Source organism: Zobellia uliginosa, assembly GCF_018860745.1.
Classification (GTDB): Bacteria; Bacteroidota; Bacteroidia; order Flavobacteriales; family Flavobacteriaceae; genus Zobellia; species Zobellia uliginosa_B.
On sequence record NZ_JAHKPY010000003.1, the window covers coordinates 102,563 to 119,376 of the forward strand.

Annotated in this window: 11 protein-coding genes; 8 read left to right on the forward strand and 3 right to left on the reverse strand. The window is 35.9% G+C overall.

Annotated features, from left to right (window positions below; all coding sequences use genetic code 11):
- Positions 1-243: 243 nt before the first annotated feature.
- Positions 244-786: a DUF4442 domain-containing protein gene (locus KO521_RS04230; protein ID WP_215938667.1), complete on the forward strand. Its 543-nt coding sequence runs from the start codon at positions 244-246 to the stop codon at positions 784-786.
- Positions 787-837: 51 nt separating this feature from the next.
- Here the strand turns inward: KO521_RS04230 and KO521_RS04235 are convergent, their stop codons facing one another.
- The gene (locus KO521_RS04235; RefSeq protein ID WP_215938668.1) at positions 838-2,364 is read right to left on the reverse strand and encodes a glycoside hydrolase family 28 protein; all 1,527 of its coding nucleotides are present in this window, start codon (positions 2,362-2,364) and stop codon (positions 838-840) included.
- 208 nt (positions 2,365-2,572) lie between these two features.
- Here KO521_RS04235 and KO521_RS04240 point away from each other — a divergent pair, with 208 nt between their 5' ends.
- From KO521_RS04240 to KO521_RS04260, 5 genes are read left to right on the forward strand one after another with little or no spacing between them, the layout of a single operon-like run.
- Entirely contained in the window at positions 2,573-3,781 is a 1,209-nt protein-coding gene (locus tag KO521_RS04240; protein ID WP_215938669.1) for an Nramp family divalent metal transporter, read from the forward strand.
- An 11-nt stretch (positions 3,782-3,792) separates the two neighbouring features.
- Entirely contained in the window at positions 3,793-4,812 is a 1,020-nt protein-coding gene (locus KO521_RS04245) for an NAD-dependent epimerase/dehydratase family protein (RefSeq protein WP_215938670.1), read from the forward strand.
- A 22-nt stretch (positions 4,813-4,834) separates the two neighbouring features.
- Positions 4,835-5,902, forward strand: coding sequence for a dihydrodipicolinate synthase family protein (locus tag KO521_RS04250; RefSeq protein WP_215938671.1), 1,068 nt, complete (start codon positions 4,835-4,837; stop codon positions 5,900-5,902).
- Positions 5,903-5,961: 59 nt separating this feature from the next.
- Positions 5,962-7,260, forward strand: coding sequence for a Gfo/Idh/MocA family protein (locus KO521_RS04255; protein ID WP_215938672.1), 1,299 nt, complete (start codon positions 5,962-5,964; stop codon positions 7,258-7,260).
- Between the two features lie 16 nt (positions 7,261-7,276).
- A complete protein-coding gene (locus KO521_RS04260) occupies positions 7,277-8,461 on the forward strand; it encodes a hypothetical protein (RefSeq protein ID WP_215938673.1) in 1,185 nt (394 codons plus the stop codon).
- 59 nt (positions 8,462-8,520) lie between these two features.
- Here the strand turns inward: KO521_RS04260 and KO521_RS04265 are convergent, their stop codons facing one another.
- Positions 8,521-10,179: a sulfatase gene (locus tag KO521_RS04265; protein WP_215938674.1), complete on the reverse strand. Its 1,659-nt coding sequence runs from the start codon at positions 10,177-10,179 to the stop codon at positions 8,521-8,523.
- Between the two features lie 232 nt (positions 10,180-10,411).
- Between KO521_RS04265 and KO521_RS04270 the strand changes: the two genes are divergently transcribed.
- Positions 10,412-14,326, forward strand: coding sequence for a hybrid sensor histidine kinase/response regulator transcription factor (locus KO521_RS04270; protein ID WP_215938675.1), 3,915 nt, complete (start codon positions 10,412-10,414; stop codon positions 14,324-14,326).
- A 118-nt stretch (positions 14,327-14,444) separates the two neighbouring features.
- A complete protein-coding gene (locus KO521_RS04275) occupies positions 14,445-15,500 on the forward strand; it encodes a twin-arginine translocation signal domain-containing protein (protein WP_215938676.1) in 1,056 nt (351 codons plus the stop codon).
- A gap of 17 nt (positions 15,501-15,517) precedes the next feature.
- On the opposite strand, the gene KO521_RS04280 is transcribed toward KO521_RS04275, so the two are convergent.
- Complete coding sequence (locus KO521_RS04280; protein ID WP_215938677.1) at positions 15,518-16,546, reverse strand: LacI family DNA-binding transcriptional regulator; 1,029 nt, start codon at positions 16,544-16,546, stop codon at positions 15,518-15,520.
- Positions 16,547-16,814: the final 268 nt, after the last annotated feature.

A 16,814-nucleotide genomic window follows, 5' to 3' on the forward strand; every position in this document is an offset into this window, starting at 1 on the left:
AAGGCTATTTACTGTTCTCTTGATGATAGAATGATATTAAATGTTCCCCCCTTTTATGAAAGACAGTAAGTAACCAAGATGAAAAAATCGTTCGCATTTTTTATTTCCCTCTTCAACGGTAACGTGTTAAGTTATTAAGTTATGCACCACGGTTGCTAACAATTGTTTTGATCTACATTTTTTTAAGTCCATCCTTAATGATAAATTTGTTATTGGTTTAAATCAATAATCACAGCAAATAAAATGTCATTCTATAGTAGTTTAGCAGATTTTGGTTCTCGTTTTGTGGGTAGGCATAAGATATTTAAGCATGGTTTTAATCTTTCGCCCATGTACCGGCGTAGTACCGCTAAAATAAAAAGTGTTTCCACGGACTTGAAGAAAGTTACCGTAAAACTGCCCATTAGTTATAAAAATAAGAATTACGTAAATTCTATCTTTGGTGGAAGCCTCTTTTCTGCGGTAGATCCTATACCCATGGTTCAACTTATTAATATTCTTGGTGACGATTTTGTGGTATGGGATAAATCTGCTGAAATCTCTTTCAAAAGACCTGCTAAAGAAGATGTTTATGCAGATTTTGAATACAGCTCGGAAGAAATTGAAATCATAAAATCAAGAGTACAACAGGAAGCTGAGATAGATATCGTTAAAACTACATTCTTAATGAATGCAGAAAGAAGTACTATTTTCTGTGAAGTAAAGAAAACCATCTACATAGCAGATAAGGAACATTACAAACGTAAACGCGCGTTGGCAAAGGCTAAGAAAGAAGAGAAGATATAGTTTACTTTATAGATAGAAACTTTAAAATAATTAAGCAGTTTTTTAGCTCTATTAATCTAATAGTTCAAAATGAACACTACCTTTCCAGCCTAAAGGTTCTTCAATTTGGTAATTAGTAATTGATTGCCCTTTAACAAGAGGTTTTGTGCCGTCAGCATTTTTCCAAGAAATGTCTCTAATCTGAAGATTTTTTACATCATCAACTATAATTGGGTATCTTGAATCCGTTTTATTTGTTCCAATAATCATATTATCTATAGATATACCTTCTGCATGCCGTATAAAAAACGTATGACTAGGTAAGTTACCGTATGTAATTGCGTGAGGATATCCCTTTTCGTCTTCTTCAACAGTTGTTTTAAAATCACCTCTTTTAAGACCACCTTTTGAGAAAATTTGAATATTATTTAAAGATATGTTTTTAATTGGGAAACCTTCCAAGCCTGTAATAGAAGAACCCCATGTTCCGGCATTATGTGCTATTACGTTACTAATAGATATGTTTTTTACCTCTCCAATTTGGTTGACTACCGCGCCAGGTGTATGAGGTCTGGCTCTATTTCCAAGCCGGATGTAGATTGGGGATTCAGTACCATGTATAGTTATATTATTTACCGTAAAACCTTCTAGTATACCACCATCAACTATCATAAGTGAAATTCCTGAAACGCCTATACGTGGTGTATCCCAAATGGGCTTACCTTTTTCTTTTGAGGGCTTTATTACGCAATTACTTATGGAAACATTTTTAAAGCCGCCCGTGGTTTCGGTACCAGCTTTTATGGCATTACAAAAACTACTGACTACGCAATTTGTAATAGCAATATCTTCGCAAGCAGCTGCCCCTGTACTCTTTAAAACAATACCGTCATCATCAGAATCAATAATACTATTAGAGAGAACAACTCGGCGGCATCCGTCAATATCGATACCATCATTATTTCGACTTCCATGACTGTATACGTAAATGTTAGAGATAAATAAGTCTTCACAATCAAGATAATGTTGATTCCAAATGGATGCATTGAGCATCCGTAGACCGTCTATTTTAATATTCTTGCAGGAAATTAAAAGTATATTTCTAGGTCTACCGTCAACATCACCTGCATAAGGGTTGGGCATAGGAGTATGAAGCGCGCCTTGTCCGTCAATAGTTCCGTTGCCCGTTATAGCTATATTTTCTTGGCTTTCGGCATAAATGAGTGCATTGAATCCGCCAAGTTGGTCTTTATGCGATCGATATTTTGGCATGGGTTGTAAAGGGAAATCGGTAACGTCAATACTTGAAAGTAAAACGGAGTTATGTTCAAAATGTAGTTCAACATTACTTTTTAAAATAATCGTGCCCGATTTGAAAATTCCAGAAGGTATAATCACTTTTCCTCCTCCATTTGCAACGCATGCATCAATTGCTTTTTGTATAAACTCAGTATTTAAAACTTTACCGTCACCAATCGCACCGTAGTCGGTAATATTGAAATTACCATTTTGGTGTTTACAATCTAATTTTATGGAATAAAGAATGTAACCAACAAAAACCAATAGTAAAACAAATAGACTAACCCGTATTATTTTCATTCTTTTATATAATCATCAAAGTTTATATATATTTCAATATGCTTTTGTTTTATATTCCGAGCCAAAGGTTATTGAACGGAAAATTGCAATGTTTTTTTGTTAATTGCAAATAAATGGTTGTTCAGTTTTTAATCTTATTTTTAGGTGTCGGGATAAATTACCCAATCCCATAAACTAATAATCGGAATTATTTAGTCAGTCTCATTTGATGAAGGATAAAAAAAAAAAGGGTATACTTGGTCTAATAGGTCCGGGCTTTATTACTGCAGCTTTAGTTTTGGGACCAGGTAGTTTAGCAATAGGTTCTAAAATTGGGGCTAACTATGAATTTAGGTTACTTTGGGTAGTGCCTATTTGTATTCTTTTTATGGCGGCTTTCACCATAGTTTCTACTCGAATAGGGTTAAGCTCAAAACAAACACTTATTGAACTGATACGTGAAAAATATGGTAATACAATTTGTATTGTTATTGGCGTAGGTCTTTTTATAGTAGCAGCTTCTTTTCAGGCAGGTAACTCAATAGGCGCTGGTATGGTGTTTGGTGAAATGTTTAATGTATCGCCTGTGCCATGGATAATTGCATTTTCCGTTATTGCTATTATTTTACTGTTTTTTAAATCTTTTTTTAAGATTCTAGAGAAAATTATGATTGGCATGGTTGTTTTAATGCTGGTTTCATTTGTACTAACCCTAATAATTTCAAAGCCTAATATTTCACTTTTAATACAGCAATTTGATTTTGAATTACCAAGTGGCTCGGAATTTTTAGCTCTGGCTTTAGTGGCTTCCAGTTTTTCAATTGCAGGAGCATTCTATCAGTCGTATCTCGTCCAAGAAAAAGGATGGGATAAGAGTGATTCTAAATCACATGAAAGAGAAAGTTTATCCGGCGTATTTATTCTGGGAATAATAACGGCAACAGTTATGTTAGTGGCTGCTTCAGTACTTTATCCGCAGGGAATTCAGGTTAATTCTGCTGCCGAAATGGGTAAGGCATTAGAACCTGTATTCGGTAGTTATGCCACGGTAATATTTATGTTCGGTTTGTTTGCAGCTTCTTTTTCTTCCTTAATCGGGAACGCAACTTTGGGCGGTGTTTTATTATCCGATGCTCTAAATATTGGCAGAAAGTTAGAATCCCAAAAAGTACGGTATGTGATAATGTCAGTCATATTGATCGGTGCAGCTGTTGCTATAATTTTTGGGAATTTACCCATACAGCTTATAATTATGGCTCAAGGTTTTACTATCATAGTTGTTCCTGTAATAGGGTTTATGATTTTTATGATTGCGCGGGATAGAGCGGCTAAACACCTTTTTAAATTAAGTACAACATTGAATGTTATTATGATTTTAGGATTGGCAATGCTAGTGCTTTTAGCAGGGGCGAATACCTATAATATATTTATTAAATAAACTAGAAATCTATGATAGCTACAATAGCCGAATTAGAGGAACAACTCTCTAAACCTTCCAAACGATTAATAGAAGATATCAGTAAAATTGAAGGAGACATAATGATTTTAGGTTTGGGGGGAAAGATGGGGCCTACCTTGGCAAAGCTTGCTAAAAGAGCAATTGATGCTGCAGGAAGCACTAAAAAAGTAATTGGCGCTTCTCGCTTTTCAAATCAAAATCTATTTCAAGAATTGACAGATTTTGGTATTGAATGCATCAAGGTAGATTTATTGGATGATGAAGCCTTGATGAAGCTCCCAAAGGTTAAAAACGTTATTTATATGGCGGGTAATAAATTTGGTACATCTGGTAATGAGCATTTTACATGGGCAATGAACGCTTACCTTCCTGGTAGAGTTTCGGAAAGATATAAGGAATCAAAAATAGTTGTTTTTTCTACCGGTAATATATATCCGTTTGTGCCTATTGACAGTGGAGGAGCTAAAGAAGAAGTGAAACCTTCACCAATTGGTGAATATGCCCAATCTTGTTTAGGTCGTGAACGTGTTTTTGAACATTTTTCCGTTAAAAACGGAACAGAAATGCTATTGTATCGGTTAAATTATGCACTTGATCTTAGGTACGGGGTTTTGTTAGAAGTTGCAAAGGCGGTGATTGAACAAAAAACAATAAATTTAAGTATGGGATTTGCCAATGTTATTTGGCAAGGCGATGCCAATGAGTATGCTATACGTTCCCTTTTACATTGTGAATCACCGGCTAGAAAATTAAACGTGACTGGCCCGGAAACCATATCCATACAATGGTTGGCAGAAGAATTTGGTAAATTACTCAAGATAGAACCCATTTTTGAAAATAAGCCTGCAGAGACAGCATTGCTAAATAATTCAAACGGGGCTTATAGTTTATTTGGAAAACCTAGGACCTCACTGCAAGACATGATAAAGTGGACAGCTAATTGGGTCAAAATTGGAGGGGAACAACTAGGTAAACCTACGCATTTCCAAGAACGAAAAGGAGATTTTTAAATCAAATTAGTACAAAGTTAATATGAATACTTTAGACCCCGTATTAAAAAAATTGTTGCATCAAGGTACTGTAATTCCTGCTCATCCCTTGGCATTGACAGAAGGTCGTGAGCTAGACGAGAAACGTCAACGATTGTTAACAAGATATTATATGGCTTCAGGTGCAGGAGGTATTGCAATTGGGGTACATACAACACAGTTCCAAATACGAGACCCAAAAATCAATCTATATAAAAAGGTATTACAACTGGCGATAGAGGAAATTGAAATAGCCAATTTAGACAGACCATTTATAAAAGTAGCCGGTGTTAGCGGGAATACGGAACAAGCCGTAACCGAAGCTAAAATCTGTGCAGAATTAGGTTATGATATTGTTTTGGTAAGTACAAATGGCTTAGGAGATTGGTCAGAAGAGGCACTATTGGAACGAGCAGCTAAAATTGCCCAAGTTATACCGGTATTTGGATTTTATCTGCAACCAGCTGTAGGAGGACGAGTTTTGAGTTATAATTTTTGGAAAGCTTTTGCTGAAATCAAGAATGTAGAAGCTATAAAAATGGCACCGTTTAATAGGTATCAAACTTTAGAAGTGGTACGTGCCGTTTGCGCTTCATCACGTTGTGATGAAATTGTATTATACACGGGTAATGATGACAATATAGTAGCTGACCTTTTAACGACTTATAATGTGACTATTGAAGGCAAAGTCATCAAAAAAGATATTGTAGGGGGATTACTGGGGCATTGGGCCGTTTGGACTAATAAAGCTGTTACGCTTTTGGAGGAAATTCATAAAGTAAAACAATCCGGCGGAACGATATCTAAAGAATTAATGTCATTGAATATTGCAGTAACGGACACTAATGCAGCATTTTTTGATGCGACCAATAATTTTGAAGGGTGTATAGCAGGTCTTCATGAAGTATTGAGAAGACAAGGTCTTCTAAAAGGAATTTGGTGTTTAGATGAAGCAGAAAAATTATCTACAGGTCAGAATGAAGAGATAAGTAGAGTTTATAATGATTATCCGCATTTAAATGATGATGATTTTGTTAGAGATAATATAGAAAATTGGTTGAAAGGCCTTTAAGTAAGAAAGCAGTTTCAAACAATAATTTAATATTTTTAGAATAGTAAATAAGGAAGCATATGAAAACTAATCCACGGAGAAAATTTTTAAAACAAACTTCTAAAACAGTAGCAGCCGGTATGGTGTTTAGTCATCTTCCCGTTTTTTCAAATGTTAATGTCTTGGGGCAGCAAAAAATAAAATTGGGTTTAGTGGGTTGTGGAGGTCGTGGTACTGGGGCAATATTTCAAGCTTTAACGGCGTCAAAATCTGTAGAATTAGTAGCAATGGGGGACGTTTTTCAACATGAGTTGGATAATAGTTTTGAAAGAGTTTCTATAGATTTTCCCGAACAAGTCAATGTACCGCGAGAACGTAAATTTTTGGGATTAGAAGCGTACAAAAATGTTATTGATGAGTGTGATGCGGTAATTTTGGCTACACCACCTGGTTTTAGACCTGATCATTTTGAATATGCCATAGCATCTGGCAAACATGTTTTTCTAGAAAAACCATTAGCTGTTGATGGTCCTGGATATAGAAAAGTGATAGAAACCGGAAAATTGGCAACGGAGAAGAAGTTAAACGTTGTAGTTGGGTTACAATTCCGTTATGAAATTGCACTAAATAAATTGGTGGAAAAAATTCATGCAGGTGATATTGGAGACGTTCTTTCTATGAATGTTTATTATAACGTTGGTATGGCTACCGTACATCCACGAAAACCAGGTCAAACAGAATTGGAATATCAAATTAGTAATTGGCATTATTTTAATTGGTTATGGGGCGGTCAACTTGCCGGTCAGGCCATTCACCAAATTGATGTAGTTAATTGGATTAAAAAAGATTACCCCATTAAAGCAAGTGGAATGGGAGGTAGGGCAATGCTTAAAGGGCCGGACCATGGAGAGATATTTGACCATCATTATGTAGAATATGAGTATGCCGATGGTACAAAACTACATGTACAGTGTAGACAAATGGATAATTGTGCCAATAGACTGGGCTTTAATATTCAGGGTTCTAAAGGTAAGGCAGATGAACGTTTTCAGATGGTTGATTTAGAAGGAAATTCGCTTTGGAGATATAGAGACAAAGATGATCCATCATCTTCACAGATTGAACAGGATGAATTTATAGGAGCAATTTTAGGAAACAAACCCTATGTGAACAATACTAAGTACGGAGCAGAAAGTTCAATGACGACTATCATGGGTAGAATGGCAATTGAATCTGGTAAAATTATTGATTTGGAAAAGGCGAAAGGGTCTAATTTAAGTATAGTGCCTTCCGAATTATCTTGGGATATGAAAATGCCTAATGCACCATTAGAAGATGGTAATTATGCGATTCCAAAGCCGGGAATTCCTGTATTGTAAATGAATTAATCTGAGCATGAAAAATTTAATTAATTGCGTTGTCTTTGTTTTATTGATTTCAGGTTGTTCTACGTCGGAGAAGATGCCTGTTGTTATTGTTTCTGAAACTGTGGGCTTAGACCGTCCTTTAGAATATGTAAACCCAACGATTAGTTTGGATAGTGAATTGCTGGAGAATGAGATGTTAGTAGCTATTGACCCAGAAGATGGAACTGCTATACCGGTTGATGATACAGCATTTGTTAAAAATGAAAATCGGTTTGAATATTCTATAATTTTTCCGATTACGCTTACGGCAAATCAAACCAAAAAAATCAATATCAGTATTCAAGAAAAGAGTAAGATTGGATTACCTATTCAGCAAATGCTCTCCGAAGATAATCTAGCTGTAGAGAACAAATATTACAAAGCTACTTTTAGCACGGAAGATGATAAACGCGGCGGACAAGTAAAGGGAATAGAGTTGAAAAACTTTAAAAATCAGCTGCTGAAAAGAAGCCATATTGCAATGCATTGGGCTCCCAATTTTTCTAAAAGTAATTCAGAGTTTTATTTTAATTTAGAAGATTTACGACCGGATTCCAAAAATCACATAGAAGTAGAAAAGTACCGTGTAGTCAAGGAACGTTCAGGTAGTACGGATAGCGTGCCCGAGATTCTAATTGAAGGACGTTACGAGTTTTATGATAATCTGCCTTATTTTTTGTTTGAGTCTATTATTTCGGTTCAAAAAAAGGTGGAACTAAATCTCTTGCGTAATGATGAAATGACTATGGATAGTCTTTTTACCCATCTTGCGTATGCTAAAAAAGATGGTACCATTAAACGGTTAAATTTATACTCCGATGAACTAGATTTTTTAGAAGAATGTCATATTACTGATGATGCAGCTTGGTTGGCTTTTTATAATTTAGAAAAAGGTTATGGTTTTGGTTCAATACGTCTTCAGTACGATAATGCAAATACAAAAGGCGAGCCCTCACCAACGCACAATCCATACACCAAGATTACCAAATCTTCAAATAATGGTAGATATTGGAACAGAGTTTTATCCGATACTATTCAGACCTTTCCGGTTGGAAGCCGCTACTACGAGAAAAACGCGTATCTAATTTTTTCGGTAGATATAGAAAATCCTGACAAGGAAATTAAGAATTATGCGAAGCGCTTAAAGCATCCATTATCGATAAAACTAGATTAGAATTTAGTTGTAATCAAGGTGAGATTTTTCAATAATTTTTAAATAACATAAGCGGTATATCATAGTCTTACATAATCTTTTGGGGCCATATTTCCTTTCCATCCTTTGTTGAATTGGAGCAATAATTCTTTTACAAGTTCAGGATTGTCTTTTGCAATATTTATAGTTTCTGCAGGGTCTTTAGCATGATCGTAAAGCTCAATAAAAACGGGTTCTGCATTTTTATCAGTATAGTCTTTCCAAACAATAAACCGATAATTTTTGGTACGCATAGAATAACCCATTAGTCGGTTTTCAAATAAATCACGGTCCCATTTTTCGCCCTGTTGTTTCTTTATCCGCGTTTCAACTTCTTCTATTAAAGGTCCAAAAGAAGTTTCGCGCATTCCTTTTGACAATGGATTTGCAGCCCATTCCCTAAGCGCAGGAGTAGGAAATTGAGAAAAGACCGCTGTTTTCCATTCCTGTTCGGGATTAGATAGTAGGGGAGTAAAGCTCTGACCCTCCAAAGTAGCCGGTTTGGATATACCTGCCAATTCGCACAGTGTTGGATACATATCTACTAATTCAACCAAAGCATCGGTAGATTTACCTCTGTTTTCTTTTGCCATGTTTGGAGTCCAAATAATTAAAGGAACTCGGGTAGCTATTTCATAATTGGTAGCTTTTCCCCAAATACCCATATCGCCTAAATGCCACCCGTGGTCACTCCACAAAATAACAATGGTATTATCTCTTATTCCAGCATCATCAAGAGCATTCAACATTCTACCTATTTGGGCATCAACATAACTTACACAGGCCAGATAAGCATGTTTTAGTTTTATAGCTTGTTCAGGGCTTATATCTCCTTGTTTGGGAATATCCGCTCTGGCTCGTAATTCAAAGGATGCATGTAGTCCCATAGTGGCGCCATCTTTTGGAGCTTGTTCATGCTCAGCAAGTTTAATATCCGATTCACTGTACAGGTCCCAATACTTTTTGGGTGCAATCCAATCTAGGTGTGGTTTTTTCATTCCCATACCCAAGAAAAAAGGTTTGTCAGGATTTTTCTGCAACATATCTTTCATGGTAGCGATGGCCATGTCTGTATTGAAACCGTCTTCGTAAGCATTGTCCGGAAAATCGGCAAATTCATAGGCAGGACCTTTTCCAAGTCCATTTCTCAGCGCATTTTCTCCGTATTTAGCTATCATAGCAGCGCTATTTTCCTTTTGCATTTTAATATTTTCCGGTAATTTAAAACCGAATTTTACATCCTTTTTACCCAGCTGAACAGGAGTTCTACTCCAAGAAAGTTCTGGGTCATTATATTTCCCATGGTAAATTTTACCCGTGTATACGGACTCATAGCCATTGGCTTTAAAGTGCTGTGGTAGTGTTGCTATATCGGGATTTTTATCTCTGAAATAGGTGAAGTTTTCAATTACTTGAATAGTTTCAGGTCTAGCGCCAGTCATTAGACTAGCTCTAGAAGGGCTACAAATGGCTTGTTGGCAATAAGCATTGTTAAAGCGTAAACCGTCATTCGCTAAAGCATCAATGTTTGGTGTAATCGCAATATCAGAACCGTACACACCTAACTCAGGCCTTAAATCGTCTATGGCTAAAAACAAGATATTGGGTTGCTTGGCTTTTTCTTCTACAACGGCTTTGGGTTCGTTCTTACAGCTGGCAAGTATTCCAAAAATGATAAGAGCGAAAATTCGAAGATTCATATTTTTATATTTGATGACTAATTGATGGTAAATACATCTAGTTTACAAAATAACCTTAAAATTCGGATTTTAAGTTTCTTGATTTTATCATGCGTCGGCACTATTTTAACTCTAACCATATTGTTGTGGTAGTGGATAGCTATATCATTTTTGGCTAGGCCCGTTAAAATTAAGTGTAAATAATACATCAAAAATAATTTATCGTTTAATAGAATTATTCTATATTCAAAACATGGGTAAAGTTTCTTGCTTATATTTCTATGTCGTGACGATTTTAGCTTTGGGCTTTTCGGTCGTGATTCATGCTCAAGAGAATACTAATGATTTTGAAATCACCCATTTTCAATTACCAATAGAGACCAGCACATCTCATATTCTGGAAGATCGCTATGGCTTTATTTGGATAGCTTCTACTAACGGTTTATGGCGTTTTGATGGGGGTAATTTTAAGAATTATAGTAAAAATGAGAATGAACAGACCAGTATAACAGATAATCATGTTTCATATCTCTATGAGGACAGCATGGGCACGTTATGGATTGGAACCTACGGCGGAGGGCTTCTTAAATATGACCGTGAATATGACCGCTTTCAACGATTTATTCATGATGATAACAATCCGGAAAGTCTTAGCTTTAATGAGGTACGGGTTATTTATGAAACATCAGACCACTCCTTCTATATAGGAACGGATGGCGGTGGACTCAACCTAATGGATAGAGAAACCGGTACTTTCAAAAGGTATCAGCATAAGGCGAAAGATGTTAGCAGTATCAGTCATAACAATGTACTGGATATTGAGGAAGATGATGATGGCCGACTTTTTATTGGAACTTGGATCGGTTTAAATATTTTTGATTCTGATACTGGTAGTTTTACCCGTCTTTCTCAAAATACACCTAATGCTTCTCATTCGTATCCACTATTGGAATTTTATGAAGAACTCCTGATATCAAATACCAAGTTATATACTTTAGATAAAGTGAACCGGTTTCATGACCTTGATTTTATTTTTAAAAATGCTAGCCATATAGAACCGGATTATGAGGATAATTGCTGGTTCGTAAAAAATGATGAAATAATAATAGTTGGGCGTGATTTTAAAGTAAAAAAGCACATCTCATTAAACGAGAGATTTACGGATAGGTCATTTTTTTTAAGTGATATTTTTCATAACCCTTCAAAAGAAGACTCTTGGGTATTGGACCATGGGGGTCATTTTTTTCATATTAAGAAATCCCCTAAAATATTTCGTCATTTTGTAGACAATAGAGGAGGTAGCCAAATTCTCAATACTACTACTAATTATTGGGTTTTGCGGAAGGGTACTGTAAAAATTTATTCAAAAAAGGATTTGAGTTTTGTAAACGAACTTACAGGATTCGTTAATAGAACTTATATGAGTTCCTATGGTAAGGAAATGGTGTGGGTGGCGGATACAAATACGATTAAACAATTTACCCAAGCCGGTGAACTGGTAAATATTATTCCACGAAAACGTGCAGAACTTTTTGGACTTTTAGAAACAAGTGAAGGCCTTATCTGGACCGGAGAAGTTTTGGGAGCACGGATTTATAATCCTAAAACAGGGGTAACCGTTTATTTTGACTGTGACCCGAACGACCCTAATGGTATTGGTTACTTTCATAGGGCTAACGAACTTTTTGAAGACTATAAAAATCAAATTTGGCTTGGAACCAATGGTGACGGGGTCAAGCGATATGTTCCTGAGAAGAATATATTTGTGCATTACAGGCATGAAATCGGTAACACGGCTACAGTGAACAACAATTTCATAAATGTAATTTTTGAGGATGCAGACAGGACCCTTTGGGTAGGTACCAATTCGGGACTTTGCAGTTATGATGTTGACAAAGACGCTTTTATTCAATATGATAATAGCCTGTTGAAGGATAGAATTATCAATAGAATTGAGCAAGATGCCGAGGGGAATTTGTGGTTAGGTACAAGTAACGGACTGATAAAACTTGATGTTAAGAATGATGTAGTCCGTATTTTGAATGAACAAGATGGCCTCATATCTCAAAAAATAGGTATCTCAAGTTTGGTTACAGATGAAGGCCATATGGTATTTGGTACCAATAAGGGTTTAATGACTTTTAACCCAAAAGAGGTTGTGCCAAGCACCAAGACACCATCGGTCTATATTTCAAAATTATGGGTGAATAATGAATTGGTTTCACCCAATAGTAGTTACATAAAAAAGAGTATTGAAGTAGAAGACCATTTACAGCTGTCTTACAAAGATCAAAAGATAGAACTCGGTTTTCAAGCTATTCAGTATGAGAATGCGCAGCGTTGTCAGTACGCCTATAAACTAGAAGGTTTTGAAGAGGATTGGACCATTGCTAACGGTACAAGGGCCACGTATACCAACCTGCCTTCAGGGAATTATAAATTTTTGCTAAAGGTATCCAACGAGGACGGTATTTGGACGGACAAATTGAAAAGTATAAGTATTGGCGTAACGCCTCCATTTTGGGAACGCTCATGGGTACAAATTCTTGCGGCCCTATTCGTTTTATCAATTGCATTTTGGGGTTTTAGGTTTTTCTTGTTGCGGGAAAGAACCAAAAATATGTTTGAAATCGAGAAACAACGGGTGTATCAATTTGAAGAATTGGCCCAGATGAAACTTCGGTTTTTTACCAATATATCGCATGAATTGAGAACTCCTTTAACACTAATCACTTCTCCGCTAGATAAATTTATTAGGAAAGGGGTAAGACCGGATACTAAGGTTTTACAGATGATGCATAGGAACAGTAATCGTCTGTTGGAGCTGATAAATCAGATTTTGGATTTTAGAAAACTTGAAGGGAACCAGCAATTAAGAATTAAACCACATGATGAACTTTTGGTCTGTACCAATATGAGTACGGCCTATGAATATTGGGCAAAAGAGAAAAACATAAACTTTACTTGTGAAACATCCGAGACGGATTGTACGTTGTATTTTGATGAGGATATCATTAAGAAGATTGTCTCTAATTTGGTATCTAATGCATTCAAGTTTACATCAAGAAATGGAAAAATAAGCCTAAAAGCCACTTATGATATTCTTGAAATTGATAAGGATGAAAAAGTTAAAAAAGGAAATCTTCTGATAGAAGTAATAGATAATGGTTTGGGCATCCCAAAAAAATATCAAAAGAAAGTTTTTGAGCGGTTTTATCAGATGGATGAAACCCCAAATAAGGGCTATAGTAGTGGTATTGGACTTTCCTTAACATCGGAATTGGTAAAATTGCATAAAGGTGATATACACTTAGAAAGTGAAGAAGGGAATGGTTCACATTTTATGATTACACTCCCGATAGGGTATGCTATTTATGAAACAAATATAGAGGAAACGCCAGCTCCATCCGCTGAAAGTATATCTGGAGAAACGGTTGTTTTAATAATTGAAGACAATGAAGATATTCGAAATTATTTGACATCAGAGCTATCTGATGATTATGTTATTCTACAAGCAGATAATGGTAAGGATGGTTTTCATCTGGCGTTGGAACATGTTCCTGATATTGTTATTAGTGATATAATGATGCCTATGTTTGATGGAATTCAGGTGGCCAACCAATTAAAGGCAAATGAACTTACGGCTCATATTCCATTAATGTTCCTAACTGCAAAAACCGGATTGGAAAATAAATTGAAAGGTCTGGAAACAGGTGCCGAGGATTATATTGAGAAGCCTTTTAATGTTTCGGAAATTAAGATGAAAATCCAAAACCGATTAGAAAGCAGACATCGACTTATCAAAAAATATCAGAAAGAAGAATTGTTTGAAGAACCGGTAATTACGGTAGACCAATATCTGATAAAAGTTAATGAAGTGATTGATAATAATCTTGATAACGCAGATTTTTCAATCGATTTTTTATGTGATGAATTGGCCATAGGACGTTCGCAACTGTACCGTAAAATCCAGGCACTAACCGGTAAGACGATCATAGAGTATATCAACACCTATAAACTATCTAAAGCTATGCCCATGTTGCAAGAAGGGCGTTTAAGTATAAAAGAGATTGCGTTTAGCGTGGGGTATAATGACAATAGGTATTTCAGCCGGATCTTCAAAAAGGAATTCGGACACCCACCGTCATACTATGTGCCTAATAAATAGGTTAAATGTATGTAATAGACAAAAATTACACCTCTTTGTATAATTCGTCTACACTATAAAATACTTAGTTAGGTATTTTTGAAAAGCACAAATTCTGCTGCAACTTAAATATACTTTAATGATGAACTCTAGACGAAATTTCATAAAACAATCCGCTTTTGCCGGTGCCGCATTGACTGTTCCTTCTTACAGTTTTGGAATCATAAATAAACCGAAATTATCTGAGCGAATAATTGGGCATGGTGATTTTAAATATCGTGTACATAAGGAGTGGGGTAATCTTAATCCTGCGACTACGCCCATAAAAAATTGTCATGAGATGGTAATGGATTCCAAAGGCAGATTGATTATGGTTACGGACGAAGTCAAAAATAATATCATTGTGTATGATAAATCCGGTAAGCTGTTAAAGACTTGGACGCACGATTTAAAATCTGGCCATGGTCTAACGCTTTTTAAGGAAGGCGAAGAAGATATGCTTTTCATTACCGATAATGACGGGCCTATTCTAAAAACCACTGTAGATGGTAGAGTGCTTATGCGGCTCCCAGACCCAAGAGACACGGGCGTTTATCAAAAAGACCAGAAATATAGACCTACAGAAACAGCTGTAGCGCCCAACGGAGATATTTATGTAGCTGACGGGTATGGTTCTGATTTTATTCTGCAATATAGCAAAGACGGAGAATTTATTAGAAAATTTGGAGGTCATGGACTTGAGGACCATTTGTTTTCAACCGCGCATGGTGTGACTATAGATGATAGAGATCCCAATAATATAACCTTGTTATGTACGTCTAGAAAGCATAATTCATTTAAGCGTTACACCTTGGACGGGAAGTATTTATCCACTATTTTTCTGCCGGGAGCTTTTGTTTGTAGACCTGTCATAGATGATGAAAATCTATATTCTGGAGTTTGTTGGTCCAGATTAAAATATTTAGAGCAAACTCCAAATTCCGGTTTTGTAACTATTTTGGATGCGGATAATAAAGTGCTTTCCAACCCGGGAGGTACGGCACCGGTTTATGAAAATGGTCAATTACAGCTCATGGTTCAGGACATACCGCTTTTTAATCATTGTCATGATGTGTGTATTGATGAAGATAAGAATATCTATGTCTGCCAATGGAACGCCAACAAAACATACCCTATAAAACTTGAAAGAGTATAATGATAACAAACTTTGTTTTAGGTTGATAGTAGTTTCGTAGATTCTCTTTCAATCATGGTTGTTTTAATAACCTCGGTTTTAAAAGTCTTTTCACTGCCGTTTTGCTCTATTCTTTCAACAAGTTGTTTGGCTGCTCTTTCTCCCATATAGTAACCGTGCTGGCTTATAGAGGTTAAGCTTGGTCTGACATATTTAGGAAGAATTCCGTTGGTAAAACAAATTATGGAGAGCTCCTCGGGAATTTTAATTCCTAAAGAATTTGCCGTTAATAAGGAGGTGACACCGGCTTCTTCTTCCAAGCCTAAAATTGCATCTACCTTTCCGCTAGAAAGCAATTTTTTGATTTCAACTTCCATGAGTGACTTTTCTAGCTTTTCAAAAATTAAGCTTTGTTCCAAGTCAATACCATGGTTTTTAAGACACTGACTGTATCCATTTATTCTAAGTCGAGAAATTTCAAGATCACCCAATAAAGAAACTACGGCTATACGTTTACATCCAGATTTTATAAGATGTTCGGTAGCATTATAGGCTGTTTTTGTATCGTCTATGGTTACTTTATCGCATTGTAATTTTGTGGATACGCGGTCAAACATCACTACAGGTATGCCTATATTAAAAAAGGGCTCAAAATGTTCAATTTTATCTAATCGACCCGTCTCCTCGGCAAGAGATACTAATAGTCCGGATATGGCCCCTTTACGCAGCATTTGGGTTATAGCAACTTCCTTTTTATAGGATTCATTGGAGATACAGGCTATCATATTGTAGCCGTTGTCATTCAATATTTTTTCAACACCACTAATGACTTGGGCAAAGAAATAATTAAGAATATTTGGAATAATAACACCTACGGATAGCGAAGGTTCCTTTCTAAGGTTTATAGCATTTAGATTAGGTCTGTATTTGTGCTCTTTAGCATAAGCAACGATTTTCTCCTTGGTACGGCGGCTAATTTCATGGCTGTCGTTTAGAGCCTTGGATACGGTAGATTTGGATACCTTAAAATGCTTGGCAATATCGTCTAAACTAAGTTTTCGCTTCATAACCGTTTCAAGATACTAAATATCATCAAATAGTTCTTTACCTCTTTTTTCTACCTTCTTGATCGCTAAAATAGCATTTTGGAACTAAGCTTTTTACGAAACCCATTTCGAAAAACACATAAAATTATAAATATCTGATTTTAAACAGGTTGTAGTTGTTAAATTTTGAATTTAAAAATGTTACTATTTCGTATTTTAGTTGAGAATGTAATTATCTATAGTTTGTTTTAAGTTATAGTTTAAATTTGACAAAAGGGCTTGGTTTTGA

Bases quoted from the DNA above. Each gene is read 5' to 3' on its own strand.
- KO521_RS04275 (WP_215938676.1), top strand. From the start codon at position 14,445: ATGATGAACTCTAGACGAAATTTCATAAAACAATCCGCTTTTGCCGGT.
- KO521_RS04240 (WP_215938669.1), top strand. From the start codon at position 2,573: ATGAAGGATAAAAAAAAAAAGGGTATACTTGGTCTAATAGGTCCGGGC.
- KO521_RS04235 (WP_215938668.1), bottom strand. From the start codon at position 2,364: ATGAAAATAATACGGGTTAGTCTATTTGTTTTACTATTGGTTTTTGTT.
- KO521_RS04245 (WP_215938670.1), top strand. From the start codon at position 3,793: ATGATAGCTACAATAGCCGAATTAGAGGAACAACTCTCTAAACCTTCC.
- KO521_RS04265 (WP_215938674.1), bottom strand. From the start codon at position 10,179: ATGAATCTTCGAATTTTCGCTCTTATCATTTTTGGAATACTTGCCAGC.
- KO521_RS04280 (WP_215938677.1), bottom strand. From the start codon at position 16,546: ATGAAGCGAAAACTTAGTTTAGACGATATTGCCAAGCATTTTAAGGTA.
- KO521_RS04255 (WP_215938672.1), top strand. From the start codon at position 5,962: ATGAAAACTAATCCACGGAGAAAATTTTTAAAACAAACTTCTAAAACA.
- KO521_RS04270 (WP_215938675.1), top strand. From the start codon at position 10,412: ATGGGTAAAGTTTCTTGCTTATATTTCTATGTCGTGACGATTTTAGCT.
- KO521_RS04250 (WP_215938671.1), top strand. From the start codon at position 4,835: ATGAATACTTTAGACCCCGTATTAAAAAAATTGTTGCATCAAGGTACT.
- KO521_RS04260 (WP_215938673.1), top strand. From the start codon at position 7,277: ATGAAAAATTTAATTAATTGCGTTGTCTTTGTTTTATTGATTTCAGGT.
- KO521_RS04230 (WP_215938667.1), top strand. From the start codon at position 244: ATGTCATTCTATAGTAGTTTAGCAGATTTTGGTTCTCGTTTTGTGGGT.